Annotated in this window: 21 protein-coding genes; 3 read left to right on the top strand and 18 right to left on the bottom strand. The window is 70.9% G+C overall.

Annotated elements, in window-relative coordinates; all coding sequences use genetic code 11:
* Window positions 1-33: 33 nt before the first annotated feature.
* The 9 genes from BLT25_RS20190 to BLT25_RS20150 form a co-directional block, all read right to left on the bottom strand.
* Window positions 34-1,209 (bottom strand): Gfo/Idh/MocA family protein, encoded by a 1,176-nt coding sequence (locus BLT25_RS20190; protein ID WP_091049668.1) that lies wholly within the window; start codon window positions 1,207-1,209, stop codon window positions 34-36.
* 82 nt (window positions 1,210-1,291) lie between these two features.
* Window positions 1,292-2,329 carry a substrate-binding domain-containing protein gene (locus BLT25_RS20185; RefSeq protein ID WP_091049666.1) on the bottom strand — a complete coding sequence of 346 codons (1,038 nt, stop codon included), beginning with the start codon at window positions 2,327-2,329 and terminating at the stop codon, window positions 1,292-1,294.
* Between the two features lie 80 nt (window positions 2,330-2,409).
* Window positions 2,410-3,459: an ABC transporter permease gene (locus tag BLT25_RS20180; protein ID WP_091049663.1), complete on the bottom strand. Its 1,050-nt coding sequence runs from the start codon at window positions 3,457-3,459 to the stop codon at window positions 2,410-2,412.
* Window positions 3,456-5,015, bottom strand: coding sequence for a sugar ABC transporter ATP-binding protein (locus BLT25_RS20175; protein WP_218131422.1), 1,560 nt, complete (start codon window positions 5,013-5,015; stop codon window positions 3,456-3,458). Before BLT25_RS20175 ends, BLT25_RS20180 begins: the two co-directional genes overlap by 4 nt.
* A complete protein-coding gene (locus BLT25_RS20170) occupies window positions 5,012-6,292 on the bottom strand; it encodes an ROK family transcriptional regulator (RefSeq protein WP_256328698.1) in 1,281 nt (426 codons plus the stop codon). The genes BLT25_RS20175 and BLT25_RS20170 overlap by 4 nt, the downstream gene beginning before the upstream one ends.
* A gap of 230 nt (window positions 6,293-6,522) precedes the next feature.
* Window positions 6,523-8,655 carry a PQQ-dependent sugar dehydrogenase gene (locus tag BLT25_RS20165; RefSeq protein WP_091049662.1) on the bottom strand — a complete coding sequence of 711 codons (2,133 nt, stop codon included), beginning with the start codon at window positions 8,653-8,655 and terminating at the stop codon, window positions 6,523-6,525.
* A gap of 155 nt (window positions 8,656-8,810) precedes the next feature.
* Window positions 8,811-10,016, bottom strand: coding sequence for an ROK family transcriptional regulator (locus BLT25_RS20160; protein WP_091049659.1), 1,206 nt, complete (start codon window positions 10,014-10,016; stop codon window positions 8,811-8,813).
* Between the two features lie 30 nt (window positions 10,017-10,046).
* Window positions 10,047-11,189, bottom strand: coding sequence for a signal recognition particle-docking protein FtsY (gene ftsY, locus BLT25_RS20155; protein ID WP_091049657.1), 1,143 nt, complete (start codon window positions 11,187-11,189; stop codon window positions 10,047-10,049).
* Window positions 11,190-11,207: 18 nt separating this feature from the next.
* A complete protein-coding gene (locus tag BLT25_RS20150) occupies window positions 11,208-11,462 on the bottom strand; it encodes a hypothetical protein (RefSeq protein ID WP_091049655.1) in 255 nt (84 codons plus the stop codon).
* Window positions 11,463-11,613: 151 nt separating this feature from the next.
* Here BLT25_RS20150 and BLT25_RS20145 point away from each other — a divergent pair, with 151 nt between their 5' ends.
* Together BLT25_RS20145 and BLT25_RS20140 are read left to right on the top strand one after the other, a co-directional pair.
* Entirely contained in the window at window positions 11,614-12,606 is a 993-nt protein-coding gene (locus BLT25_RS20145) for a glycosyltransferase family 2 protein (RefSeq protein ID WP_256328697.1), read from the top strand.
* 26 nt (window positions 12,607-12,632) lie between these two features.
* Entirely contained in the window at window positions 12,633-13,676 is a 1,044-nt protein-coding gene (locus tag BLT25_RS20140) for a methyltransferase domain-containing protein (protein ID WP_091049650.1), read from the top strand.
* A gap of 90 nt (window positions 13,677-13,766) precedes the next feature.
* Here BLT25_RS20140 and BLT25_RS20135 read toward each other — a convergent pair whose 3' ends face one another.
* The 9 genes from BLT25_RS20135 to BLT25_RS20095 all read right to left on the bottom strand — a co-directional run bounded on the left by BLT25_RS20135 (window position 13,767) and on the right by BLT25_RS20095 (window position 26,052).
* Window positions 13,767-14,813: an FUSC family protein gene (locus BLT25_RS20135; protein WP_091049649.1), complete on the bottom strand. Its 1,047-nt coding sequence runs from the start codon at window positions 14,811-14,813 to the stop codon at window positions 13,767-13,769.
* A gap of 59 nt (window positions 14,814-14,872) precedes the next feature.
* On the bottom strand, window positions 14,873-15,508 hold the full coding sequence (locus BLT25_RS20130; protein WP_091049646.1) for a maleylpyruvate isomerase family mycothiol-dependent enzyme: 636 nt from the start codon (window positions 15,506-15,508) through the stop codon (window positions 14,873-14,875).
* Window positions 15,509-15,658: 150 nt separating this feature from the next.
* Window positions 15,659-18,793, bottom strand: coding sequence for a glycosyltransferase (locus BLT25_RS20125; RefSeq protein ID WP_143033804.1), 3,135 nt, complete (start codon window positions 18,791-18,793; stop codon window positions 15,659-15,661).
* 116 nt (window positions 18,794-18,909) lie between these two features.
* A complete protein-coding gene (locus tag BLT25_RS20120) occupies window positions 18,910-19,362 on the bottom strand; it encodes an acyl-CoA thioesterase (protein ID WP_008358262.1) in 453 nt (150 codons plus the stop codon).
* A gap of 11 nt (window positions 19,363-19,373) precedes the next feature.
* Window positions 19,374-21,437 carry an acyltransferase family protein gene (locus BLT25_RS20115; protein ID WP_091049642.1) on the bottom strand — a complete coding sequence of 688 codons (2,064 nt, stop codon included), beginning with the start codon at window positions 21,435-21,437 and terminating at the stop codon, window positions 19,374-19,376.
* Complete coding sequence (locus BLT25_RS20110; protein ID WP_091049640.1) at window positions 21,434-23,164, bottom strand: glycosyltransferase family 2 protein; 1,731 nt, start codon at window positions 23,162-23,164, stop codon at window positions 21,434-21,436. Before BLT25_RS20110 ends, BLT25_RS20115 begins: the two co-directional genes overlap by 4 nt.
* The gene (locus BLT25_RS20105) at window positions 23,161-24,246 is read right to left on the bottom strand and encodes a glycosyltransferase (protein ID WP_091049638.1); all 1,086 of its coding nucleotides are present in this window, start codon (window positions 24,244-24,246) and stop codon (window positions 23,161-23,163) included. Before BLT25_RS20105 ends, BLT25_RS20110 begins: the two co-directional genes overlap by 4 nt.
* 248 nt (window positions 24,247-24,494) lie before the next feature.
* Window positions 24,495-25,445: an ATP-binding protein gene (locus BLT25_RS20100; protein WP_091049635.1), complete on the bottom strand. Its 951-nt coding sequence runs from the start codon at window positions 25,443-25,445 to the stop codon at window positions 24,495-24,497.
* A 58-nt stretch (window positions 25,446-25,503) separates the two neighbouring features.
* Window positions 25,504-26,052 carry a CGNR zinc finger domain-containing protein gene (locus tag BLT25_RS20095; protein WP_091049633.1) on the bottom strand — a complete coding sequence of 183 codons (549 nt, stop codon included), beginning with the start codon at window positions 26,050-26,052 and terminating at the stop codon, window positions 25,504-25,506.
* A 26-nt stretch (window positions 26,053-26,078) separates the two neighbouring features.
* Between BLT25_RS20095 and BLT25_RS20090 the strand changes: the two genes are divergently transcribed.
* Window positions 26,079-26,273: a hypothetical protein gene (locus BLT25_RS20090; RefSeq protein ID WP_176884089.1), complete on the top strand. Its 195-nt coding sequence runs from the start codon at window positions 26,079-26,081 to the stop codon at window positions 26,271-26,273.
* Window position 26,274 lies beyond the last annotated feature (1 nt).

Below are 26,274 nucleotides of genomic sequence, written 5' to 3'. Positions count from 1 at the left end.
CGATTCAGGGCGCGGGCGCGGCGGCGGAGTGGGTCAGGTGGGGATCTCCTGCCACGTCCTGGTGTCGGAGCTGGTCTCGACGGCGGCGAGCACGCGCTGCACCTGGAGTCCGTCGGCGAACGTCGGCGTCGGCTCGGTGCCCTCGCCGAGCGCCCGGACGAGGTCGACGACCTGGTGGGTGAAGCCGTGCTCGTAGCCGAGGCCGTGGCCCGGAGGCCACCAGCCCGCGACCCAGGGGTGCTCGGGCTCGGTGACCACGATCCGGCGGAAGCCGCCTTCGGCGTCCGGCAGGGTCGCGTCGTGGAAGTGCAGGACGTTCATGTCCTCGAAGTCGAAGGCCAGGCTGCCCTTCGATCCGTTGATCTCGATCCGGATCGCGTTCTTGCGACCGGTGGCGAACCGGGTGGCCTCGAAGGAACCGACCGCTCCCCCGGCGAACCGCGCCAGGAAGAGCGCGGCGTCGTCGACGGTGACCGGACCGCGCTCGGCCCCGGCGGTCGCGGAGAGCCCGGACGAGCTCTCCGCGACCGGGCGCTCCTTGACGAACGTCTCCAGCATCCCGGAGACCTCCAGGATCCGGTCACCGGTGATGTGCTGGGTCAGGTCGATGATGTGGGCGCCGATGTCACCGAGCGCACCCGAGCCGGCCTTGGTCTTGTCGAGGCGCCAGCTCAGCGGGGTCTCGGGGTCGGCCAGCCAGTCCTGGAGATACTGCGCACGCACGTGGTGGAGCTCCCCGAGCCTGCCGTCGGCGACCAGCTTCCGAGCCAGGGCGATCGCGGGCACCCGGCGGTAGGTGAACCCCACCATGGCCCGCACCCCGCGCTCGGCTGCGACCGCCGCTGCCGCGGCCATCCGCTCGGCCTCTGCCACGCTGTTGGCCAGCGGCTTCTCGCACAGCACGTGCTTGCCGGCCTCGAGCGCGGCGATCGCGATCTCCGCGTGGGTGTCCCCGGGCGTGCACACGTCGACCAGGTCGACGTCGTCGCGGGCGATCACGTCGCGCCAGTCGGTGACGCTCTCCGCCCAGCCGAACCGGGTGGCGGCCTCGGCCACGCGGGTCGCGTCACGGCCGCAGAGGACCTGCATCCGTGGGGTCAGGGGAAGGTCGAAGAAGCGGTGGGCACTGCGCCAGGCGTGGGAGTGGACGGCGCCCATGAAGGCATAGCCGATCATCCCCACCCCGAGCGTGGCGTTCTGCTCGGTCATCGGAACTCGATCCTGTGTTTCGGTGGTGTCGCTCCGTGCCCGAGCACGGAGCGATCTTGCGGTCTGGCTGGGTCGAGCTCGGTCAGGACTCGAAGGCCGTGGGCAGGAACTCGTCCACGTTCTCCTCGGTCACGACCGGGGCGTCCAGCTGGATCGTGCGCGGCACGGTCACCTCGACCAGGTCGGACATCGCCTTGTCCTGCACCAGGAGCCGGGCGAGCTTGATGCCGTCCGCGGCCTGCGTGGAGGGGTAGATGACCGTCGCCTTGAGGACGCTGTCTCCGGACTCGATCTCGCGCATGGCGTTCGCCGATCCGGCGCCGCCGACCATGGTGAACTCGTCACGGCCGGCGTTGTTGATCGCGGCCAGGACGCCGACGCCCTGGTCGTCGTCGTGGTTCCACAGGAAGTCGATCTTCGGCGCCGCCTGGAGCAGGTTGCCGGCCGCCTTCTCGCCGCCCTCGACGGTGAAGTCGGCGGCGACCCGGTTGTCGACGTCGAGCCCGCACTCGGCCAGCGCGTCCTTGAAGCCCTGGCTGCGGTCCTGGGTCAGCGGCAGCGAGTCGATGCCGGCGATCTCGGCGACGATGGCGTTCTCGTTGCCGTCGGCCTGCTCGCAGACGTACTCCCCTGCCGAGACGCCCATGCCGTAGTTGTCGCCGAGCACGGTGACGCGCGCGGCGTTGGCGTCGTTGAACTCACGGTCGACGTTGATGACCGGGATGCCGGCCTGCATCGCCTTGAGCGCGACCGGCGTCATCGCGGCGCCGTCGAAGGGCAGCAGCACGATGGCGTCGACCTTGTCGTTGATGAAGGTCTCGACCTGGCTGATCTGGAGGTTGACGTCGTTGGTGCCCTCCGCCAGGCGCAGGTCGACGTCCTCGTAGGAGTCACCCGCGGCCTTCGCCTGCTCGCTGATCGCGCCCATCCAGCCGTGGTCGGCGGCAGGTGCCGAGAAGCCGATGACGACCGTGTCGCCCTTCTCGTCGTTGGAGCCGGCCTCCGCGTTGGACGTACCGCCGACGTTGTCGGACTTCTCGGGGGTGTTGCTGATGCAGGCCGAGAGGGCGAGCACCGAGAGGCCGGCGACGACGATCTTTGCTGTGGACTTCAGTTTCATGAGGTGCTCCTAGAGCGTGGAAGGGTGGAAGTGGGATGAGTCCGAGACCCGAGGACGGCTGGCAGGGCTACGTCGGGCGGTCATGACCCGGGTTGTCGTGAGAACCGCTTCTGCAGCAGCACGGCGGCGATGATGATCAGGCCCTTGGTGAACGCCTGGGCGGAGATCGAGAGGTTGTTGATCACGAAGACGTTGGTGAGGGTCGCGAAGATCAGCACGCCGAACACGGTGCCGACGATGGTGCCGCGGCCGCCGGAGAGCAGGGTGCCGCCGATGACGACCGCCGCGATCGCCTCCAGCTCGTAGAGCTGGCCGTGGGTGGCGCTGCCGGTCGTGGTGCGGGCGATCAGCATCACCGCGGCGATGCCGCAGCAGAGGCCGACGAGCACGTAGAGGAGCACGGTGTGGCGGCGTACGTTGATGCCGGCCAGACGCGAGGCCTCCGGGTTGCCTCCGATGGCGAGGGTGCGCCGGCCGAAGGTGGTCCGGTTGAGCAGGACCCAGCCGATGACGGCCACGACGACGAAGATCCAGACCAGGACCGAGATCCCGAGGATGTCGCGGGAGAACGCGTCGGTGAAGCCCGGCACGCTGACGATCTGGGTCTTGCGCGCCGAGATGATCTCGGCCAGGCCGCGGGCGCTGGCCATCATCGCGAGCGTGGCGATGAACGGCACCACGCCGCCGTACGCGATCAGCAGCCCGTTGACCAGGCCGGCACCCGCGCCGACCAGGAGCGCGGTGGTCACGATGAAGATCCAGTGGATGTCGTTGGCCATCGTCTGGGTGGCCACCGTCGTGCACCAGACCGAGGAGAGCGCGACCAGCGCGCCCACCGACAGGTCGATCCCGCCGCCGGTGATGACGAACGTCATCCCGATGCTGACCACGCCGATCACCGCGGCGAACCGCAGGATCGTCATCACGTTGTCGACCGAGGCGAACCGCTCACCGCCGGTGGCGACGCCGACCAGAGCCAGCAGCGCCAGAGCCAGGACCAGACCGAGGTTGTGGCCGGCTCCGCTGCGCATCACCTGGCCGAAGCGACCTGGCTCGACCTGGCGGGCCGCTTCCTTCTCGACCCGAGCCGTGTCCTCCTGGGTCACAGCATCCGTGGGGGTGTCGCTCATGCGACCTCTCCTTCCATCACGAGGTCCAGGACCTTCGACTCATCGATCTCGGTGGCGGGTCCCTCGTGGACGACGGCGCCCTCGCTGATGACGAGGACCCGGTCGGCGAGACCGAGCACCTCCTCCACCTCGCTGGACACCACGACCACGGCGACACCTTCGTCGGCCAGGCGGCGGACGAGGTTGTAGATCTCGGTGCGCGCCCCGACGTCGACGCCCCGAGTGGGCTCGTCGAGGAGCAGCACCTTGCACTCGCGCAACAGCCATCGGGCGAGCACGACCTTCTGCTGGTTGCCGCCCGACAGATTGCGGACCGGCCGGTCGACCCCGGCCGGACGTACGTCGAGCGAACGGCTGAGCTCCTCGGCGGCCCGGCGCTCGGCGCCGCTGTCGAGGAAGCTGGCCTTGGAGAACCGGCTCATCGACGAGACGGTCACGTTGCGGTAGACCGCCTGGTCGAGCAGCAGCGCCTGACTCTTGCGCTCCTCGGGAGCCAGGCCGATCCCGGCGGCCACCGCGGCCCGCACCGAGCCTCGGCGCAGCCGGCGGCCGTTGACGGTGACCGTGCCCGCGCTGGAGCGGCGAGCGCCGTAGACGGTCTCGAGGATCTCCGAGCGGCCGGAGCCGACCAGCCCGGCCAGACCGACGATCTCGCCGGCGTGGACACGGAGGTCGACGTCGTGGAAGCGGTCGCCGGACAGGCCGGTGGCCTCGAGCACCGGCGCTGCGTCGCGGGCAGGCGGCGTCGTGGGGCGGTTCGGGAAGACGTACTCGATCTGGCGGCCGGTCATCAGTGTGATCAGCTCCGAGGTCGGCGTCTCCGCGACCGGGAGCCCGGTGGCGACGGTGCGGCCGTCCTTGAGGACCGTGATCCGGTCGCCGATCTGGCGGATCTCCTCGAGCCGGTGGGAGATGTAGATGATCGCGACACCCTCCGCGGTGAGGCCGCGCATCACCCGGAAGAGGTTGTCGACCTCCTCCTGGTCCAGGACCGCCGACGGCTCATCCAGGATGAGCAGGCGGGTGTCGTGGGACAGCGCCCGCGCCATGCTGACGATCTGCTGCCCGGCGGGCGAGAGGTCGCCGACCAGGCGGTTCGGGTCGACCTCGCTGTGACCGAGCCGGGCCAGGAGCGTACGCACCCGCTGGGTCGCCTCCGCGCGGCGGCTGAACCCGGCGGTGGCGAGCTCGTGGCCGAGGAAGATGTTCTCGGTCACGGTGAGCCCGGGCACCAGGTCGAGCTCCTGGTAGATCGTCGAGATGCCGCGCTTCATCGCGGCGACCGGCGTGGTCAGCCGGACCGGCTCGCCCTCCCAGAGGATCTCCCCCTCGTCGGGCTGGTACGCCGCCGAGAGCACCTTGATCAGCGTCGACTTGCCGGCACCGTTCTGACCGAGCAGGCAGTGCACCTCCCCCGCGCGGACGTCGAGGTCGACTCCGCCGAGGGCGAGCACGCCGGGGAACCGCTTCACGATCCCGGTCATCTCGAGCAGTACGTCACCCCCCTCTGCGCTGGCGGCGGGGCCGTCCGGCGACGGCTTCGGACTCTGGGTCATCGGGTTCCTCCGTGCAGTTCTGGCAGGTCGGCGAGGGTGGTGGGGTCGGAGAGCACCGGCTCCAGGGAGACCAGTGCGCCGCCGCGGACGGCGGCGGTGGGGCCGAAGGCCGAGATCGCGACCCGGGTGCCGCCGGCACGCGGCGCGAGGACGTCGGCGGCCAGCCGTGCCTCGACGGCCGGACGCAGCCACTCGCCGAGCACGGCGAAGTAGCCGCTGAGCACGACGGTGCCTGGGTTGAGCGTGTTGACGAGGACGGCTGCGCCGGTGCCGAGCCAGGTGCCGACCTCGTCCAGCGCGGCCAGGGTGCGGCCGTCGGCGAGCCGGGCCCGCTCGACCAGGGTGGCGAGCCGCTCCTCCAGGGTCAGCACGGGGTCGCGGACCGGGTCGTCGGGGTCGGTGGCCGCCTCGAGCAGCGCCCGCAGGCCGACCACGGTCTCCCAGCAGCCGGTGCGGCCGCAGCCGCAGAGCCGACCGCGAGGGTCGATCGGGAGGTGGCCGATCTCCCCGGCCCAGCCGTGCCGGCCCGGGGCCACTCGGCCGCCGCTGACGATCGCGCCACCCAGTCCGACCTCGCCGTAGAGCACCACCATGTCGGCGCGGTCGGCGTCGGTGGGGTCGAGCTCGGCGGTGGCGGCGAGGGTGGCTTCGTTGGCCACGCGCACCGGCGGCACGGGCCGCACCGACCCAGCCGCGGCACCCAGCCGACGGCGTACGTCCTCGGCGGCGTCGATGTCGCGCCAGCCGAGGTTGGGGGCGAGGGTGACCCGCTGCGTGGCGGTGTCGACGAGACCCGCGACGCCGACGGTCACGCCCGTGACGGTGGTGCCGGCGGTCCGTGCCTCGGCGAGGGCGTCGGCGACCAGCCCGGCGAGCTCGGCCAGTACGCCCTCGGGCGGAAGACTGCGGCCGTCGATGCCGCGGCGGGCCTCGGCGATCACGGTCCCGGCGAGGTCGACGGCGACGACGGCGAGGTGGTCGACGTTGATCTCCGCACCGACCCCGCACACCGAGCTGCCGATGAGCCGGACCTGGACGCCCGGGCGGCCGGCGCCGCGGCGGTCGGCGTCCTCGCAGGAGACCAGCCCGAGCTCGGCGAGCTCGTCGACCAGGCCGTTGGCGACCGTGCGGGTCAGTCCGGTCTCCTCGGCCAGGCGGCCCCGCGAGCGCGGCCCGCGGTCGCGCAGCGAGCGCAGGAGCAGGCCCATCCGCGCGGTCCGGACGGCGGCCGGGTCGGCGGTGGCGGAGACCCGCACGGTGATGTCTGCGTCGCGCACGGTTTCTCCTGTCCGGGGTATAGGCGTCCACCACAGACGCGGGCCTGTGATGGCAGTCACAGAATTCGGTGACCGAGAGACAAACTAGTGACCCCGCTCACGTTGTACAACCCTTTCGTGGCGGTTTCTGCAAAGTTTCTGTCGAACTTTGAAAAGTTATTGGACAAAGTAGCCGGAAGGGGCACCCGGCCACGATCGGCCGGATGCCCCTTCCTGAGGGATACCGAGGGTCACTCGCTGGGTGCGAGCACCACCTCAGCGGTACCGGTCAACGCCGGCAGACCGTCCTCGCCCGGGTCGGTGTACTCGGCCACGAAGACGGCGTGCAGCTCGTCGTTGCCGGGGTCGTGCCCGCCGGGCACGGTGGTCACGATCGAGCCGCTGCAGCCGTTCGCCGTGCTCTGCGGGTGGCCGTGCTCGTCGTGCCCGAGGACGTACGTCACCGAGACCCGGCTGCAGTCGACAGCCTGGTCGTCGCTCACCTCGACCTGGAACTGCACGGTGTCACCGAACTCGAAGGCCTCCCCCGGCGCCGGCGACGTCGTCAGGGTGACGACCGGCACGTCGTTGCCGACGACCACGTCGACGTCGGCCGAGGCGTGCTTGCCGCGTCCCTTGCCGCCATGGTCCGTGACGGTCAGGGTCGCCCGGTAGGCGCCCACCTCGTCATAGGAGTGGGTCGCGGTGGCCCCGGTGGCATCGAACCTGCCGTCGCCGTCGAAGTCCCACTGGTACGTCAGGTCGTCACCGTCGGCATCGGTGGTGCCGGCGCTGTCGAACGCGACCGTCAGCGGAGGCTGACCCGCGGTCTTGTCGGCAGTGATCACCGGCTTCGGGGTGTGGTTGCCGGAGCGGGCGATGTAGTCGATCCGGGAGACCTGGGCCTCCTCGTTCTCACTGAAGAACCCGTCGCCGTACTCGAGCATGTAGAGCGACCCGTTCCTGCCGAACTCCAGGTCCATGACGTTGTCGGTCGCGAAGGTGCTCAGCACGTCCTCGATGCCGGTCAGCTCACCGTCACGGTCCAGGCGCATGCCCTTGATGTAGTCGCGGCCCCACTCGGCGAAGAGCGGGATGCCGTCGTAGTACGCGGGCCAGGCGCCCGAGCGGGCCGACTTCGTGTTGCGCTTGTCGTAGTCGTACGCCGGGCCGGCCATCGGCGCGATGCCGCCCGCCGAGCCGAGCTCGGGGAACTCCGCCGAGGCACCGTAGGAGTACCAGACCGTCGGCTGGGTGACCGCGGGAAGCCTGGTCAGCCCGGTGTTGTGCCGCGAGTCGTTGACCGGAGCCTCACAGTCGAAGGCCGGTCCGGAGACGCCGGTCGCGAAGTCGTAGTCGCGGTACGGCAGCTCGGCGGTCGCGCACAGCGGCCAGCCGTAGTTGGCGGGCTTGGTGACCACGGTCCACTTGCCCTGGCCGGAGGGGCCGCGGTCCGGGTTGGCCGCGGCCGCGTCGGGCGAGTAGTCGGCCACGAAGAGCCGGTCGTTATTCGGGTCGATCTCGATCCGGAACGGGTTTCGCAGGCCCATCGCGTAGATCTCCGGACGGGTCTTCGGCGTGCCGGGCTTGAAGAGGTTGCCCTTCGGGATCGTGTAGCCGCCATTGCGGCCCGGCTTGACCCGCAGGACCTTGCCGCGCAGGTCGTTGGTGTTGGCGGCCGTACGCCGGGCGTCGAACGCCGGGCTGCGGTCCGCCCGGTCGTCCAGCGGGGAGTAGCCGTCGGACTGGAACGGGTCGGTGTCGTCGCCGGTGGCGAGGATCAGGTTGCCGTCGGAGTCGAAGACGATGTCACCGCCGACGTGGCAGCAGCGCCCGCGGTCGACCGGTACGTCGAGGATCTGCTGCTCGGTGGAGAGGTCGATCTTGCCGCCCTTGTACTGGTAGCGGGAGACCCGGATCGCACCCTTGAACGGCTCGAAGTCGGCCGGGGTGCCGTTCTCCGGCGCGTCGCCCTCGTTGACGTTCGGCGTGGCCGGGTCGTCGACCGGAGTGTTCAGCGGCGGGGAGTAGTAGGCGTAGATCCAGCGGTTTCGCTTGCCGTCGTAGCCGGGGTCGAGGGCGATGCTCTGCAGGCCCTCCTCGTCGTGCTGGTAGACGTCGAACTCGGCGGCCACGGAGTTGACGCCGGTCTCGGCGTCGTTGAGCCAGACCTTGCCGGCCCGGGTGCTGTGCAGGACGTCCCCGTCGGGCAGGACCGCGAGGTCCATCGGCTCACCGGGGCGGTCGTTGAGCGTCACCTTCTCGAAGTCGGTGTCCGGCGGTGGGGCGGCCGTGGGGGCCGCGTCCGCGGACGTGGTGATGGGGAGAACCAGGAGGCCGGAGACCACGGTGGTGGCGACGCTCCAGAGGGTGAATCTGCGCACGGTCCATCTCCTTCTCTCGCTGTCGTGGAGGGGAGCGAGATCGTTCGCGAACGTAGCGATGTGACGCCGGTCACGTCAAGTGACTTGCGTACTTTCGCAAGAAGATTTCGAAAGGTGGAACGATAGTGCGCCTCTGGGGCGGTCGGGAGCCGGGTCTACGCCTCTCCGCTGCTGGGTGCGTAGACCGAGGCGCTGATCAGGTGCGCGGCCCCGATGACGCCACCCTCGTCACCCAGCTCGCTGAGCACGATCGGGAGGTTGCCGGTCGCCAGCGGGAGCGAGCGGCGGTAGGTCACGCTGCGGATCTCGGCGAGCAGCCCGTGACCCAGCTTGCTGACCCGGCCGCCGATGACGATCAGGCCGGGGTTGAAGAACGAGACCAGGCTGGCGAGCACCTGGCCGATGCGGTGTCCGCTCTCCCGGATGAGCTGGACCGCCTGTGCGTCGCCGCGGGCCACCGCGACGGCGATGTCCTCCGCGCTCAGCTCGCCCTTCTCCGCGAGCAGCTCGGCCAGCACCGGAGAGCGTCCGGAGCGGGCCGCGGCGAGCGCCTCGCGGGCGAGCGCCGCCCCTCCGGAGAACGCCTCCAGGCAGCCTGTGTTGCCGCACGCGCAGGTGGGTCCGAAGTCCTCGACGCGGATGTGGCCGATGTCGCCGGCGCAGCCGTCGACGCCGCGGTAGAGCTCCCCGTCGACGACGATCCCGCAGCCGATGCCGGTGCCGATCTTGACGTAGAGGAAGTCACGAGCGGTCCTGGCGACGCCCGCGTGCTGCTCCCCCGCCGCGAGCACGTTCACGTCGTTGTCGAGCACGACCGGGCAGCCCAGCTCCCGCGCGACCGCGTCGCGCACCGGGTAGCCGTCCCAGCCCGGCATGATCGGCGGCGAGACCGAGACGCCACGGTGGAAGTCGACCGGTCCGGGTACGCCGATCCCCGCACCCATCGGCTCGGAGACGTCGTGCTCGTCCAGGAGCGCGCGGACCTCGTCGAGCGCGGTCGCGAGCACCTTCTCCGGGCCGCTGCGGATGTCGCACGCCCGGGTGCGGGTGCCGATCACCGACAGTCGGCCGTCGGTCAGGCCCACCGACATGCTGGTGGCGCCGATCGAGATGCCGACGAACCGGATGTCCGGCGCGAGGTCGACCAGGGTCGAGCGGCGACCGCCCCGGGAGGCCGCCGGCCCGACCTCGTGGGCCATGCCCAGCTCGGTGAGCCGGCCGACCTCGGCCGCGATCGTGGTGCGGGAGACGCTCAGCCGGTCGGCGAGCTGAACCCGCGACAGCGGGCCCTCGTCGCGGAGCTGGGCGAGCAGTCGTGCCTGCATGGAGGTCTCGGCCCGGCCGGCGAGTGAGTGGCGCATACCGGCGATCCTGCCATGTGGCACCGCCTGCTAGCCCAGGAGCGCGTCGACGAAGGCCTCCGGGGTGAACGGGGCCAGGTCGTCGGGGCCCTCACCGAGGCCGACGAGCTTGACCGGGACGCCGAGCTCGCGCTGGACGGCGACCACGATGCCGCCCTTGGCGGAGCCGTCGAGCTTGGTCAGGACGATGCCGCTGACCGCGACGGCCTCGCTGAAGACGCGGGCCTGGATGAGGCCGTTCTGGCCGGTGGTGGCGTCGAGCACGAGCAGGACCTCGGTGACCGGGGTCTGCTTCTCGATCACGCGCTTGACCTTGCCGAGCTCGTCCATCAGGCCGGCCTTGTTCTGCAGCCGGCCCGCGGTGTCGACGATGATGGTGTCGACGCCGGTGTCGAGCCCCTCCTTGACCGAGTCGAAGGCGACGCTGGCCGGGTCGGTGCCCTCCGGGCCGCGGACGACCTCGACGCCGACCCGCTCACCCCAGGTGGTCAGCTGCTCGGCGGCGGCGGCACGGAACGTGTCGGCCGCGCCGAGGACGACCTTGCGGTCCTCGGAGACCAGGATGCGGGCGAGCTTGCCGGTGGTGGTGGTCTTGCCGGTGCCGTTCACGCCTACCATCAGCACCACGCCGGGGGCGCCGTCGGTGCCGCTGACCTGGAGCCGGCGGTCCATGCCGGGGTCGACCAGCTTGATCAGCTCCTCGCGCAGCGCCGCCTTGGCGTCGGACTTGCCGCCCTCGACGCGCAGCCGGGTGCGCAGCCCGTCGACCAGCTCCTGGGTCGGGGTGACGCCGATGTCGGCGGTGAGGAGCAGGTCCTCGATGGCCTCCCAGGTGTCCTCGTCGAGCTGGTCGGACGAGAGCAGGTTGAGCAGCCCGCGGCCCAGCGCGTTGGAGCCGGCCAGGCGCTGGCGCAGCCGCACCAGGCGCGAGGCGGTGCTCTCCGGCTTCTCGATGACCGGCGCGGCGGGTTCCGCGATCGCCGGCTCGGCTTCCCCGGGGGTGGCCCCCCCGACCGTCGGCTCTTCCGGGCGGGTGATGGTGTCGGTCCCCGCCTGGGTCGGCAGCGAACGCTCCTTGCGGCGCCGGGTGCTGGTGACCAGACCGACGATGCCGCCGCCGATGATCGCGACAGCGGCGACCGCGATGATGACGATGAGGGTGACCATGTCCATGGGCCTCATCCAATCAAACTAGCGGTTCTTTTCCGTAGTTCCTGGCTTGCGCTCACCGAGCAGCTCGGTGAGACGGTCCTCGCGGCGGGTCTGCAGGCGCGTGGCCGGACTGAGCGTGGGGGCGGTGTCGACGGCCCGCTCCATCGCCGCACCGAGCTTGGAGACGTACGGCATCTTCTGCCCGCGGTGGGGGAAGACCGTGTAGACGATCACGAGTCCGGCCAGCGTGAGGATGAGCAGCATCGCCACGAAGATGACAAGGATGGTCAGCACTGGCTCGGCCAGCCCCCTTCTGGATACGCACGGACGGCGTCCACCCTTTCACATCGCGCCTCCGGAGCACACAACGCCGCGCGCCCGCGCGCATCCCGGCCTACGGCGCGGGATCTCGACAACCCGCACCGGCCCGGTAGGGTTTCACGGCATGAGGATCATCGGGACAATGATGGTCCGGGACGAGGTCGACATCGTCGCCGCGATGATCGAGCACCACCTGGACCAGGGTGTCGACACGTTGATCGTCACGGACAACGCGTCGGTCGACGGCACCACCGAGGTGCTCGAGCGCTACGCCGCAACGGGACGGGTCGAGCTCCACCACGACCCCGTCCACGAGAAGCAGCAGGGCAAGGTCGTCACCGCGATGGCCCGACGTGCCCGCACCCACTTCCGCGCCGACTGGGTGCTCAACCTCGACGCCGACGAGTTCCTGGTGCCCAAGGACAAGGGCCTGACCGTACGCCAGGCGCTCGAGGTCACTCCCCTGTCGCTGAACGCGTTCACCGTCGAGGTGGAGAACCTCGTCGGCCCGCCCGCCTGGACGGGCGGCGGCATCAACCGGCTCCAGTGGCGCGACCGACGCTCCGACGAGCGCCTCGAGGCGGTCGGGCTCCACGCCCACCCGACGCCCAACGCCATCCACCGCGGCGAGTCGGACATCAAGGTCGTCCAGGGCAACCACTTCGTCTCGATGATGAGCAACGGCCAGCCCGCCGACGAGGTCGCTCTCGAGGTGCTCCACCTCCCGTGGCGCTCCTGGGCCCAGCTCGAGCGCAAGGTGATCAACGCCGGCAAGGGCTACGAGGCCAACCCGGACCTGAAGCCGAGCCCCCGCCACCACGGGATGCGCGACTACCAGCGCTACCTCAACGGCACCCTGCAGGACGCCTACCTCGCGCGTACGCCCACCCGAGCCGAGCTCGCCGCCGGCGCCTTCTCCGGGGACTACTCCTTCGACGACTGGCTGACCAACCACCTGCACATCGTGCTCGGCCGCTCGCTCCTCCCCGACCTCATGCGTGACGTGCTCGACCCCGAGAACGACAAGGCCGTCCCCGACGACGAGCACGCCCTCGGTGCCGAGCGCGGCCGGGCCGCACTGGCCGCCGAGCCCTACATCCCACCCCGCAAACGCTGAAACTCTCATCACCAGGAGGACCTGTCTTGCCCACCTTCAGGGGCGCCGTACGCCGCGGCCTCGCCGCCGCGGGTCTGCAGACCGTCCGTGCCGCCGATGCCGAGGCCGCGCGCCTGCACGGCCGGATCGACGAGCTCAAGCAGCGCAACCAGAAGCTGCGTACGAAGGTGGAGGGGCTGCAGGGCGACCGAAACCGCACCACCGCGGTCCCGGCCATCCCCGGCCTGGACCGGCTCGAGCTGCGCCGCGAGCAGGTGCTCGCCGGGGTCAAGCCCGACGCCCTGATCCTGGAGATCGGCCCCGCGCACAACGCGATCCTGCCCAAGCGGGACGGCTATGACGTACGCATCGTCGACTATCTCGACCGCGGCGGTCTGGTGCAGCGCTATGCCGGCTTCTCGCAGTACGACCCCGATGACATCGAGGAGGTCGACTACGTCTTCCGGCCGGGAACTCCCTGGTCGGACGTGATCCCGGAACGCTTCGACCTCGTCGTCGCCTCCCACGTCATCGAGCACACGACCTCGATGATCGACTTCGTCAACGAGTGCGAGAAGCTGCTCAACCCCGACGGCGTGCTCGCCCTGGTCATCCCCGACCACCGCTACTGCTTCGACCGGTTCCGCGAGCGCGCCTCGCTCTCGCGCGTCATCGACGCCTCGCTCTACCCGTCGTCGGTGCACACGATGGGCGCGGTCATCGAGGAGCGTCTCAACGCGGCCAAGCACGGTGGCATCACCGCGTGGGGCCCGCGCCACAAGGGCGACTACACCTTCGCCAACGGCCTGGAGACCGTGAAGGCCAACGGCGAGGAGGCCCGGCGCGGGGAGCGCTACATCGACACCCACAACTGGGTCTGCACCCCCAACCACCTCCGCCTGCTGCTCCAGGACCTCGCCGACCTCGACTTCGTCTCGATGCGGGAGACCTCCTTCCACGACACCGTCAAGCACGAGTTCTTCATCAACCTCTCCCCCACCGGCGAAGGCACCGGCCTCACCCGCGAGGAGCTCGTCGTCCTGGCCGACGACGAGCGCCGCGTCCTGGACCAGGCAGTCTTCGAGAAGTAGGACAGCCGAGTCGGCGCAACTGCACGCCTTGGAGCGAAGCGAAGCGAGCGAGGCGTGCGGTTGCGCCGACTCGGCGCGAGATTCTCTACGTCAGCCCCGAGCAGCCCGAAGCTGACGGAGGGCAAGCGCAGCGGCGAGCCCGACGACGACCCCGAGGACCGTCTCGGCAAGACGTGACCAGAGCAGGGCATCGACAGGCTGCGGGTGGCCGAGCTGGACCATCAACAGCGAGAGCGGGGTGATGGCGACCAGCGCGAGGCCGTAGTGCCGCCCGACGAGCAGCTCGGTGACCGCTTGGAGCGCAGCGACGACCACCGCGACGACGAGCGCGGGGAGCGAGACCGAGAGCAGCACCGCGGCCAGGACGAGGCCGACCACGGTGCCGACCACGCGCTGCAGTCCGCGGGTCGTCTGCGCCAGCAGCCCGGTGACGCCGAACGGCACCGCCGCGGCCACCATCGCCCAGTAGGTGTGGCTGAGCCCGAGCGCGGTCGAGACCGTACCGGCGACCACGACCGCGACGACGACCGCGGTCGCATGGTCGAGCCGTACCTCACCGCGGCTTGCCTCGACCGAGGCCCCACTGCCGACCAGTCGTTCCTCGAGCAGGCCGAGGAGCACGGCGATCAGGGCCGCTGCGGCCGCTACGCCGACCGCGACCGCGACCCCTGCCAGGGTCACCGGGAGCGCGGCACACGTCGCCACCGCGAACACCGGGAACATCGGTCCCGGCGGCCGCAGCACGAACCGGTCCGAGAGCATCGACCCGGCCGCGGCCCATACCGCGGCGACGGGGATGACGAGCCAGGCCCGGTGCGGGGAGGTCGCGACGAGCGCACCGCACAGGACTGCCGCGCACATCAGCGCTCCGGCCGCGGCTTGGGTCCGCCACCGTCCTCGCAGCGGCTGGCGGCCACCGTAGATCGAGGCGAAGGTGCCGAAGCAGGCGTACGCGGCCAGCTCGATGTGTCCGGTCACGGCCAGCGCCACCAACCCGACGAGCAGCGTCACGCTCGCGCGCCAAGCGGGCGAGTGGCTCCACGGGGCCGGCGAGACCTGGACGGACTCCTGCATCAGCCGCTCGAGCCGGCCCCGGTCGCTGCCCAATCCATCTCCCCCGTGCCGCTGTGCCGTCATCGCACCAGACACCTTACGGCTACCCGAACCCGCCAGATGGTTCGGGACGTTTCCGCCCGTTACCGTCGGGTGGAGCGACCGAGTCGGCGCGTCAGCTCGGAGAGGCCGTCCCCGACGAGCCCCTCGAGCGCCTCGCGCCGGCCGGCCATCACCATCACCAGGTCGAGCAGCCGGCCACTGACCTCGGGGCCCTCACCGGAGACGTACGCCGCATCGTCCGCTCGGAGGCGAAGTCCGGCGACCAGCGACTTGCTGTTGACCGCGAAGTCCTTGGCGGCGAAGAACGTCGCGACCGCCAGCAGCCCTTCGGGGTCAGGGTCGTGCCGGATGCCGAGCGGCCGCCGGATGTCCTCGCTGTGCACGATCATCTCGCCCAGACCGCCGACGCTCTCCCGGCGCGGCAGCCGGATCGGTCCGATTCCGACGAACCTCGCGAGCGTCTCCTCCGGCGAGGATCCGCGGAACTCCTCGAGCCGCCGGCGGTTGTGTACGTCCGGATCGAACCGGGCCCCGATCATGCTGCGCAGCCAGCCCGGGAACGAGAGCCGTGAGGCCGCACCGAGGTGCGCCACGACCTCCTCCACGTCCCACTCCCCGCAGAGCGTGGCCGAGCGCCACTGGTCGGGCGACAGCGACCTCAGGTCATCGGCCAGAGCGTCCCGTTCCCGTAACTGGATCACCGACAGCTTCGTCATGCGGACACTCTGACAGTTCGCGGACCCTCACGAGTGACGCCTCGACCGACGTACGTGACTTCTCGGCCGACGCGGGTGACGCCTCGGCCGACGCGGGTGACGCCTCGGCCGACGCGGGTGACGCCTCGGCCGACGCGGGTGACCTCTCGGCTAGTGCTTGGCGCGCTCCTCGAGCGCGATGTCGAGGAGGGAGCGGGCGCGGGCGTCGAAGCCGTGGTCGCGGTGGATGCGGGCGGCCTCGGCGCGAATGTGCTCGTCGGTGCCGAAGACGACCGAGGGGTCGGGCATCGAGGACCACTTCACCAGGTCTTCGGGGGTCTCGTAGACCTGCACCGTGTCGCCGAAGACGTCGCGGAGGCCGACGACGTCGTCGGAGATGACCCGGGCACCGGAGGCGACGGCGTCGAAGAGCCGGTTGGAGATGAAGCCGTAGTCGCGCATGTCGGCCCAGTGGTCGTTGAGCACGACGCCGGCGGCCCGGTATTCGGCACCGAGCCGGGTGTTGGACATGTGCTGGGCCTTGACGTAGTGGCGCGGGATGTAGGGCTCCCAGCCGTGACCGTAGACCGACAGCGGCAGCCCGCCCGCGACGGCGTCGTGGATGATCGGGCGCTCGACGTCACGTGAGGTGCCGACGAAGAGCACCGGGTGACCGGAGTCGGGCAGCGCCCGGTCGGGGTTGAAGAGCTCTGGGTCGGTGGCCTGCAGCAGCGGGTCGATGCGGATCCCCCATCGCGCCGACATCCGCTCGGCCCAGATCGGACCGGCCGCCAGCAGCCGGTCGAACGAGGCCGCCTCGGCGCGGGTCACCGCGTCGGGGTGCGAGATCACCCAGCCGATGTTGATCCGGCCGTCGGGCGCGGGGAAGTAGCGCGAGAGGCCGCGCAGGGTGACCACGACATCGTCGTCGAGCGCGCTCGGCCGCTCCCACTCGTAGTGGTGGTCGACGACCGCCGACTGGCCGAGCTTGCGCAGCGAGCGGGCCAGCGCGCGGGCGAAGTGGGTATCCCCCCACCGCTCGCCCTCCGGTGCTCCGGGCGCGGAGATCTTGATCGACCAGCGCAACTGGGGCACACCCTCGATCACCGAGGTGCGCGGTAGAGGCGCGAGGATCGGGCGGGTGGCGGCGTACGTCTTCGCAGGACCGGTCGGGTCCCCGGCCGCGGCCCGGCCGACGACCTGGTAGCCGCAGGCCGCCCAGGCGGCCACGTCGTCGCGAGGCTCGGTGCGCCCGACCCAGCGGTCGAGGTAGATCAGCCGGTTGCGCGGGGCGCGGGCGAAGCGGCCCTTCGACTTCGACTCGTGGTGGACGACCTCCGAGGTGGTCACGACCCGGAAGGAGCCCGGACGTAGCCCGGCGAGCCGGTGGCACAGGTCGACGTCCTCCATGCCGTTGGTGAAGATCGGGTCGAAGCCCTTCAGCGCGACCACGTCGCGGTAGCGCATCACCAGCGCCGCACCCGTGAGCGCCGAGAACGGATGGCCCTCGAGGCCGGCGGCATCCTCGGGCGGATACTCGGCGAGCATGTTGTAGGGCAGCCCGCCGTAGGGCGGGAAGACGACCCCTGCCGACTGCACCGACCCGCTCGGGTAGAGCAGCAGCGGCTGCACCGCGAGCACCTCGGGGTCGGCGAGCGCGTCGACCAGCGGCGAGAGCCAGCCGGCCAGCGCCGTGGTGTCGTTGTTGAGGAAGACCACGGTCTCCCCGGTGACGTACGGGATGGCGAGGTTGTTGCCGAGCGCGAAGTTGTGGTTGACGGTGCTGTGCACCACCTTCACCTCGGGGAACCGCAGCGGCAGCGAGTCGAGCACCGCCGAGACGCGGTCCGAGGAGCCGTTGTCCCAGACCACGACCTCGAGCCGCTTCTCCCCCGCGCCGTGCTCCATCACGGCCTCGACCGCGCCCACGGTCAGCAGCGAGTCGTCGTAGGTGGGGATGACGACCGAGACCACGTCCGGGTCGGGGGTGTGCGAGCCGAGAGCTGCCCAGTCGACGAAGGTCCGGTTGCGTACGACGTCCTCCCACGACTCCAGGTCGTGGGGGTCGAGCGCGAGCCGGTCCTGGCGCGGCCGGCGCGGGTTGATGCCCTGACGCCGCTCGACACCGACCTCGGGCACGAGCTCGACGGTCGCCTCGGAGGTCAGCCGCAGCGCGAGGTCGTAGGCCCAGCCGAAGCCGATGTCGTCGCGGGGACCGCCGACCTCGGCCAGCAGCGGCGCCGAGATCAGCAGCCGCGAGAGCAGGGTCCGCATCAGCGGACCGGGCACGTCGGGTCCAGGCGAGAGCGGAGGTACGTCGACGGCGAACCGCTGCTCGGCCTGCCACGGGCGCTCCAGCACGTCGGCGACCAGCGGCCTGCCTGCCGCCTCGGCCACCGAGACCAGCCGCGCGAGACGACCGGGCCTCCAGACCTCTCCCCCGGCGACGTAGGCGACGAAGTCGCCGCCGGCCTGCGCGAACGCCGCGACCACGCCGGGCTCGCCACGGTCCGGGTCGCCGAGCACCACCTGCGCGCCGGGGATGAAGTCGGCGACCGACGGGGTCAGCCCGCGGTCGATGACGATGATCTCGGTGCTCACCCCGGTCTGGGCGGCGACGCTTTCCATCGTCGCCCGGGCGAGCTCGTCGGAGGAACCGAGGTCGACGACGACGGTGACCGTCCCGACCGGCTCACGACCGGCCGGGGCGGCCGGGATCGCCGGGCCGCTGTCGATGGCCGGCCGCCAGGTCTTCGGACCGCCCTGCCGGGCCTGCCACTCCGCGTGCCGGTCCCGGATCCAGTCACGCAGGTCGGGGAACCGGCCGTCGACCTGCTCCATCCAGTCGTTGGCGCGGCGTCCGTTGCGGGCGCCGCGGTCGACGTAGTGACCGATCGCGCCGCCGTAGAAGTTCTCGGTCCTGCGCCGTTCGGTGTAGCCGTCGGTGTCGAAGAGCGGGTGGGTCGGCTGCAGCCAGAGCTCGGCGCGCAGCCAGTGGAGGAACGGGTCCTGGTCCCCCATCTGCTTGCGCAGCCGCGGGGTCAGCCGCGCGACGAAGAACTCCGGGTCGAAGAGCGGGCTGGGCTGTGCCAGCGGCTTGGCCGGGTCCTGCTCCAGATAGTGCCGGGCGGCCCGCTTGCGGTCGAGACGCTGGCCGACCTGCTCGGCGTACCACTCATGGTCGAACAGCGGGCAGTCGACGAGCAGACGTACGTCGTCGGCCCGGCTGTAGAGGGGCGAGTCGTTATAGACCTTGCGAGCAAGGTCTCGCCCCCGGCGCAGGCCACCACGTGCGATGCGCTTCAACTCTTCGTCCACTAAAGGTCCCCCAAGACGCTCTAGATCGTGCTACGACGGTGGATCAGCCTGTCACAGTGCACGGCAACGGTGAATGGTGCCACGCAAGGTTTAGCCAAGCACGGTCAGTTCTGCCGCCACAGCGGCATGACCGCCTCCCGGATCTCGTCCGGCATCGGCGTCACCGGCCGCGACGGGTCGGTGTTGTCGACGTAGACGTGCACGAACCGGCCCTCGGCGGCGGCCTCCTCGCCCGGCCCCTGGAAGAGCCCGATGCGGTAGATGACCGACGAGCTCCCGACCTTGTCGACGACCAGGCCGGCCTCGACGGGCTCGGGGAACCCGATCTCGCGCAGGTAGCGGCACGAGGTCTCCGCGACGATCCCGATCTTCGGCAGCTTCCGCACGTTCACACCGGTCGTCTCGAAGAGGTAGGCGTTGACGGCGGTGTCGAAGTACTCGTAGTAGGTCGCGTTGTTGAGGTGACCGTAGGCGTCGTCGTCGCGCCAGCGGGTGGTGATCGTGCGCCAGTGCACGTAGTCGGCGCGGGTCGGGGCCTTGCGGTCAGGAGTGCTCATCGCCGCTGATCCTAGGAGAGTGACTCCTCGACGGCCTCGACCAGGTGGGGCGCCAGCGTCTTGGAGAAGGTCGCGGTGATGTGGGTCTGGTCGCGGTAGGCCAGCACGTGGCCGATCACCAGCGGGCACCGATCGTCCGTGCAGTAGGCGGCGGACAGGTCGACCAGCGAGGCCCCGGCGCCGGCTCGACGGACGGCTTCGGGGAGCGGGTCGGAGGTGGCGTACGCCTCCTGGCGGGTCATCTCGCACGCCGACGCCTCCGCGAACGACTCGGCGCCGTCGAGGCAGGTCATCGCCTCGGAGGTCACCATGGGGTTGTCGGCGAGCGCGACGACCTTCGTGCCCCGCTTCATCACCGGCCGCCAGGCCCCGACGAGCCGGTCGACGACCGGGTCGGGCTCACCGGCCGCCAGGGACGGGCTGCGCCGCTGGGTGACCAGCACGACGTCGTACGCCTCCTCGCCGGTGAGCCGGGCGAGCAGCGCCTCCCGGTAGGCACGGCGCTCGTCGCCGGCCTCGGGCGCGACCAGGCCGCCGCCGTTGGCGACCATCACGTCGACCGACCATCCCGAGTCCTTCGCGATCCGGGACAGACCGGGAATCAGCGAGGCCGCGTGGGAGTCGCCGACCAGAGCGACGCGGAGCGCGTCGGGCTCGGTCGAGCCGAGGTGGCAGACCTGGGGGCGGGCGTCGGCGGCGTAGGTCCGGCGCTCGGTGAGATAGCAGTCATAGGCGGTGCCGGTGTCGTCCTTGCGGGCGATCGGGGCGGGCAGCAGCACCCCGTCGAGCTCCGGGTTCTCGCAGGACTCCAGGAGCGCCGACGCACCGAAGCACGCGACGTCACCCGAGGCCAGCGCGTTCGCCTGCTCCCGGCTCTGCTCGACCAGGTTGCGGCCGTGGACGATCCCGGGCACGGCGACGGCGGCGACCAGCACCATCCCGACGATGGCGAAGAGGTAGGCCCGCATCGATGTCCCCAGGACCCGCCCGGTGCGGAACGGCGTCTCCACGAACCGATAGGAGAGCGCCGAGAGCCCGAGGGTGACCAGCAGGATCAGCGGCTCGCGCAGCCAGGTGCCGAGCACCGGACCGGTCGTCGGGACCACGACGACGAGCGGCCAGTGCCACAGGTAGAGCGAGTAGGAGACCGTCCCGACCCACTGCACGACCGGGTTGCCGACGACTGCTGCACCGGCGCCGCGCACCGCGCCCGCCCAGATGACCAGGGCGGTGCCGAGGACCGGCAGCAACGCCACCCAGCCCGGGAACGGCAGCGACTCGCGGAAGAGGATCAGCGCACCGAGCAGCCCGATCCAGCCGACTGCCGCGGCCGGCCCCGCCCACCGCGCGGGTGCCCGGCTCAGCGAGACCGGCAGCACGGCCAGGAGGCCGCCGACGGCGAACTCCCAGGCGCGGGTGTGGGTCACGAAGTACGCGGAGGCCCCGTCGGTCGCGGTGATGAGGACCGACGCCGCGAAGCTGGCCACGAGGACCGCGGCGATGATCGCCCGGATCGCCGGGAGCCGCAGCTCGGCCCGGCGCCGGGTGAGGAACGCGGCCGCGACGATGAGCAGCGGCCACAGGACGTAGAACTGCTCCTCCACCGAGAGCGACCAGTAGTGCTGCGCGGGCGAGGGCGGGTCCTCGGCGGCGAGGTAGTCGACCGCGGCCCAGGACAGCTGCCAGTTCTCCACGTAGAAGGCGGCCGCGACCGTCTCCCGCAGGAACTGCTGCCACAGGGCCTCCGGCACCAGGACGTACGTCGCCACCGCACCGCACACGAGCACCAGCAGCGCCGCCGGCAGCAGCCGACGGATCCGGCGGGCCCAGAAGGCGCCCAGCCGCACCCCGCCGGGCTTGGCGGCCTCCCGCACCAGGTGGGAGGTGATCAGGAATCCCGAGATGACGAAGAAGACGTCCACCCCGGCGTACCCGCCGCGGATCGCCCCCGGCCACAGGTGGAAGAGCACGACCCCCAGCACCGCAGCGGTACGCAGCGCCTGGATCTCCGGCCGCTTGTCCCGCACCGGCGTGGCGTGCTCGGCCGTGGCGGGTGCGACGGCGGTTGCGGTCACCGGCGCACCCTGCGGACGATCCGGCCCGCCACCCGGCGGGCCTTGCGGACGCCCCGTTCACCGAACGTCAGCGGGATCTCGATCCCGTGGCGCGGGCGGCCGTCGAGCTGGACGATCTGGGCGCGCTCGCCGATCCGCTCGCCGATGACGTCCTCGTGGATGATGACCGGCCCGTCGAAGTCACCCAGCGCGTCGCGGCCCTCGAACCGGACCCGCCAGCGACCGCCCGAGAGGGCGGCGGTCGGCAGGGCCACCTCGAGCTGCCCGGAGGCGAGCTCGGCGGCGGTGTAGTCCAGGGCTCGGCGTCGGCGGTCGTGGAGGAACACCACGCGGAGCCGCTCGGCGCCCACCATCGTGTGTGCCAGCTTCAGGTGCGCACGCCCGTCCACGAGCGAGAGCGAGGTGGCTGTCACCGGATCGGTCGCGCCCGAGACCACCTGGCGCAGCAGCTCGGGGCCGTCGTCGAGGGCGGCCATGATCCGAGCCAGCCGCCAGACCGGCGCCTCCTCCTCCGCTGCGACCGCCTCGGCGACCGCGGTGAACAGGTCGCGGTGCTTGAGCACCATGTCGGCGAGGTCGTCCGCGACCAGCGTCTCGTCGCCCAGCGAGATCGACGCGACGGCGTTGACAAGCGGCCGCTGGAGCGTACGCAGCGGCACCACGCCGCTGTCGGCGATCAGCTGCAGCGTCTCCAGGACGTCGGCGACGCTCCGGTCGCCCCAACGGACGTCGTCGCCGATCAGCCGGGCGGCGGTGGCCCACTGACCCGAGACGACCAGCCGCCAACCCCACCGTTTGTCGCGCTCCAGGTCGTCGACCACGCCGTCGTCGAAGAGCCCGACCAGCTCTGCGATCAGCGCCCGCGCCGGCTCGAGCGCCACCGGGTCGATCACGGCCATGCCGCGCAGCGCGCGCACGATCGCCATCCAGCCGTCGGCGTCGAAGATCAGCGAGGCATACTCCGCGCGCACCTCCGGGTCGCCGAGCGCGACGATCCGGCGGGCGCAGCGCAGCTCCTGCTCGAGGTAGCTGATGATCCCCGCCGGGGAGTGCGACTTCGCCGTCATCGACCCCGGCCCGGGCCGGTCACGGTAGACGTAGACCGTCTCGGTCACGATGTCGAAGCGGGCCGTGGTCAGCGCGTGCACCATCGGCTCGATGTCGTTGGACCGCGAGGCGTCGGGGAACTCGATCCGGGCGGAGTCCCAGAAGTCGCGCCGGAAGACCCGGTTCCAGCAGGCCCGGTTGCGCAGCGCCGACGGCGCGTCGGCCAGCCTCACCAGGGTGCGCTCCTCGTCGAAGGCCGGCCACGCCCGCACCGGCCACCAGACCCGGTCGCTGAAGAGCTTGAAGAACCGGCCGACGACCATGTCCGAGCCGGTCTCCCGGGTCTTGCGCAGCATCGCGGCGTACGCCCCACGGGGCACCAGGTCGTCACCGTCCGCGAACGCGAGGAAGCGTCCCCGCGCCAGCGAGACCCCGTGGTTGCGCGCCTGTCCCCCGCCCTTGCCGGGCGAGCGGACCACCCGCAGGCGCGGGTCGCGGGCGGCGTACGCCTCGACGATCTCGAACGTGTCGTCGGCCGAGGCGTCATCGACGACGATGACCTCCAGGTCCACCGGATCGGCAGGCGTGGACTGGTCCTCGAGGATCGAGGAGAGCAGGTCCCCGACCCACAGGCCGACATCGTGCGTCGGGACGACGACGGAGAGCTCGGGCGTGGTCATCGGGCGTCCTTCCCGTCGTGGCCCAGCCCGTCGAGCAGCCGCAGGTAGTCCCGCGACATGTCGTAGGGCGTGTACGTGCGTGTGAACTCGTGAGCGGCTCGATGCCGCGACTCCTGCCCGTCGAGGGCCTCCAGGATCGCCGCCGCCAGCGCAACCGGCTCATCGGGCTCCGGGGCGTACGTCACCACCCACGGCTGGTCGGCGAACTGCCGCGCGACCGGGGTGTCCTCGGGGATGAGGGCGGTGCGGCCGAAGGTGCCGGCGGCCAGCAGCGAGCCGGAGTTGAGGATGCGGCGGTACGGCAGCGCCACCACGTCGCTGGCCCGCATCCAGTCGGAGAAGTCGGCGGTCTCGACGAACCCGAGCCGCTTGACGATGTTCGGCGCCGAGAGCATCTCCTCGACCGTCTCCACGTCTGCGGCAGGCACCACCTTGCCGGCCACGACGAAGGTCAGGTCGGGCACCTGCTCAGCGGCGATCTCGACCGCCCGGCACAGGACGTCGAGGCCCTTGTACGCCCGGATCTGACCGATGAAGCCGACCGTCGGCACTCCCTGCGGGACCCCGATGCGCTCGCGCGAGGCGGCGTCGTCGCCACCGTCGGGATAGACGCCGAGGTAGGACGAGTGCGGCAGGTCGACGACCTTGTCCGGCGGGAGCGCGTAGTAGGCGGCGGTCTCCTCGACGGTGGCCGGGTTGAGCTGGATGATCCGGGTCGCGTAGCTCGCCAGCGCCTTGGCGACCGCAAGCTCGACATCGACGTAGTCGGCCTCGTGGGCGATCGAGTTGTGCACCGTCCACAGCACGTCGGCGCCACGGTCGCGCAGACCGCTCAGCACGTCCTCGAACCGCGCGGCGTTGGCCCAGGCCTCCTCGAGGCTCTCGCAACCGGCGGTCACCGGCGAGGTCCAGTGGACGTGGAGCACGTCGCCCCGCCCCATGTGCCCCGCACGAGCCTCGAGCCGGTGCAGCCCCTGCACTCCCTCGACCACGTCCCAGCCCGCCGCCCGCGGTGCCACGGTGAGCATCGTGAGGTAGGGGTTGCTCCGGTAGTAGGGGAACGACAGCAGGGTCGAAGGCATGTGGTGGGGTCCTCAAAAGTACTTAACCGTGACGATCCCCCGAACGCCGAGAACACGTCTCGCCGGTGCCCCGGTTGGCCGGTGACCGCAGGATTCTAGGCAGCGAAAAGACCCCAACTTGACCACTCGGAAGGCTTCCCTACATGCCTTCATCACGGGTTCATCGACGGTTCATCGAACCCACCCCCGCTAGTGGTCGAGCCGGTCGAGACCCGCCCTGCAGATCGAGTTCCTCCTGGGGCTCACCCTCACCCGGGCTCGCCGTTCGCCTGCACCCACTCGTCGTACGGCACCGGGTCGGCGTCCTTCTCCGCCTGACCGACGATGCTCTCGGTGAACCAGGTCCGCAGCGACACCATCTCCGGCGTGGAGCGCAGGGTGAGCAGCTGGTGGGTCTCGCTGATCTCGTCGGCCAGGTTGTCGGCAGCCAGCAGCTCTCGCAGCATGGGGCCCATCTCGCGGGGAAGGGTCATCTCGATGTCGACGTACTCCAGCCCCGCCGCGGCTGCGTCCAGAGCGATCCGACGACCCATGTGACGTGCGAAGGCCGGCCGGGTCACCAGCCGCTCGATGAGTTCGCCGAGCTCGCGCGGCGGGGTCGGGCCGTCCTCGGAGTCGATGAGCTGGAGCTCACGGACCAGATCGTCGAGCCGCTGGTCGATCTGGAGCCCCAGCTGCACCGGGCAGGCAGGCAGTCGCACGGTGACCCAGTCCGTGGGAAGGGCGACGGGCTCCGGCATCGCCTTCTCGCCGTACCTCACCGTGGGCGGTCGTACGTCGTGCTCGACGCCGTCGCCGGCGATCTCGGCCCAGATCCGTCGCCCGTCGACATGCTCCTCGATCCCCCACGACTTCGCCAGCACCGAGACGATCGCAAGCCCGCGCCCGGTGGTGCCCTGGCTCTGGACAGGAGGTGGGGCGACGGCTGGGAGCGGGATCAAGGCACCGTCGTCCTCGACGCTGAGCCGCACCGCCGGTTCGAGGTCGCACAGACGGATGTGCATATAGGGGCTGCCGCTGTGCAGGGCTGAGTTCGCCGCCATCTCGGTGATGCACAGGGCGGCATCGTCGACGAGATGCTCACGACCCCACTCCACGAGCCCGTCGGTGACGAATCTGCGCGCACCAGGCACGCTCGCGGCCTCGGCGGCAAGGCGCACCCGCAGCTCAGGACGGCCTCCGTCGGACACGGACTTCATGGGGCCAGTGTGCCCCGGGTCCGCCCCAGCCGTCAGCGACTCGACCTCACAGCGCCGATCAGGGGGCGGTCAGGGAGCGCCGGGCGCGGTGCCGGCGGACCGCAGCGCGGTTGGCACAGCGGACCGAGCAGTAGCGCTGCCGTCCGTTGCGGGTGACGTCCACGACCACCGACGAGCATGGGTCCCCCTCCACCATCCCCGCTTCGCACCTGCCCAGGCGATGGATGCCCCGAGTGGTCAGATGCAGCGCGGTGCCCACGCTGATCACCGCTCGCAGCACGTCAGGAAGCGAGTCGTTGGCGTCGTCGCGGAAGTGGAGGTGCCACCCCTCCCGGTCGTGATCGGTCAGCCTCGGATACGCGGTCGCCTGCGCCATCAGCTCATTGAGCAGTCGGGCCCTCTCCCCCGGCTCCGGCGCGTCGACGACGCGAAGCCATTCCTCGATCACCTGTCGAGTACGCCTGTGGTCGTCCGAAGCCTCGGCGAAGTCCATCGTCATCCCGAACTCCCGGGTCCGGGCCTCGATCCCGGCCCGGTCCTCGGGCCAGTCGTCGGCGAGCGAAGCGGCCATGAGCACGGCGTACTCACCGTAAGGGTTGAGATGCATAAGACCATTACAGCAGAGTGGCGACCATGACCGACAGCGCAACCGAGGAGTCCCGGCGCACGGACGCCACCCATGAGCACGGCTGGCTCACCGAGTCCAGCCATCAGACCTCGGAAGGCCTCATCCTCTATGTGCGCTGCGCGCAGTGCGGCGTACGTCGCGTCGACCTCCTGCCTCATCCGCACCTGCCGCCGCGGCCGCTGAGCCGCGAGCAGGGGTGAT

The organism is Nocardioides sp. YR527 (assembly GCF_900101045.1).
Lineage (GTDB): Bacteria > Actinomycetota > Actinomycetes > Propionibacteriales > Nocardioidaceae > Nocardioides.
This window is presented reverse-complemented; position numbering and strand designations above follow the sequence as displayed.

What these genes read in the sequence shown, in the direction of transcription:
- BLT25_RS20190 (WP_091049668.1), bottom strand. Translation starts at nt 1,209, where the DNA reads ATGACCGAGCAGAACGCCACGCTCGGGGTGGGGATGATCGGCTATGCC.
- BLT25_RS20185 (WP_091049666.1), bottom strand. Translation starts at nt 2,329, where the DNA reads ATGAAACTGAAGTCCACAGCAAAGATCGTCGTCGCCGGCCTCTCGGTG.
- BLT25_RS20180 (WP_091049663.1), bottom strand. Translation starts at nt 3,459, where the DNA reads ATGAGCGACACCCCCACGGATGCTGTGACCCAGGAGGACACGGCTCGG.
- BLT25_RS20175 (WP_218131422.1), bottom strand. Translation starts at nt 5,015, where the DNA reads ATGACCCAGAGTCCGAAGCCGTCGCCGGACGGCCCCGCCGCCAGCGCA.
- BLT25_RS20160 (WP_091049659.1), bottom strand. Translation starts at nt 10,016, where the DNA reads ATGCGCCACTCACTCGCCGGCCGGGCCGAGACCTCCATGCAGGCACGA.
- ftsY (WP_091049657.1), bottom strand. Translation starts at nt 11,189, where the DNA reads ATGGACATGGTCACCCTCATCGTCATCATCGCGGTCGCCGCTGTCGCG.
- BLT25_RS20145 (WP_256328697.1), top strand. Translation starts at nt 11,614, where the DNA reads ATGAGGATCATCGGGACAATGATGGTCCGGGACGAGGTCGACATCGTC.
- BLT25_RS20135 (WP_091049649.1), bottom strand. Translation starts at nt 14,813, where the DNA reads ATGACGGCACAGCGGCACGGGGGAGATGGATTGGGCAGCGACCGGGGC.
- BLT25_RS20130 (WP_091049646.1), bottom strand. Translation starts at nt 15,508, where the DNA reads ATGACGAAGCTGTCGGTGATCCAGTTACGGGAACGGGACGCTCTGGCC.
- BLT25_RS20120 (WP_008358262.1), bottom strand. Translation starts at nt 19,362, where the DNA reads ATGAGCACTCCTGACCGCAAGGCCCCGACCCGCGCCGACTACGTGCAC.
- BLT25_RS20110 (WP_091049640.1), bottom strand. Translation starts at nt 23,164, where the DNA reads ATGACCACGCCCGAGCTCTCCGTCGTCGTCCCGACGCACGATGTCGGC.
- BLT25_RS20105 (WP_091049638.1), bottom strand. Translation starts at nt 24,246, where the DNA reads ATGCCTTCGACCCTGCTGTCGTTCCCCTACTACCGGAGCAACCCCTAC.
- BLT25_RS20100 (WP_091049635.1), bottom strand. Translation starts at nt 25,445, where the DNA reads ATGAAGTCCGTGTCCGACGGAGGCCGTCCTGAGCTGCGGGTGCGCCTT.
- BLT25_RS20095 (WP_091049633.1), bottom strand. Translation starts at nt 26,052, where the DNA reads ATGCATCTCAACCCTTACGGTGAGTACGCCGTGCTCATGGCCGCTTCG.
- BLT25_RS20090 (WP_176884089.1), top strand. Translation starts at nt 26,079, where the DNA reads ATGACCGACAGCGCAACCGAGGAGTCCCGGCGCACGGACGCCACCCAT.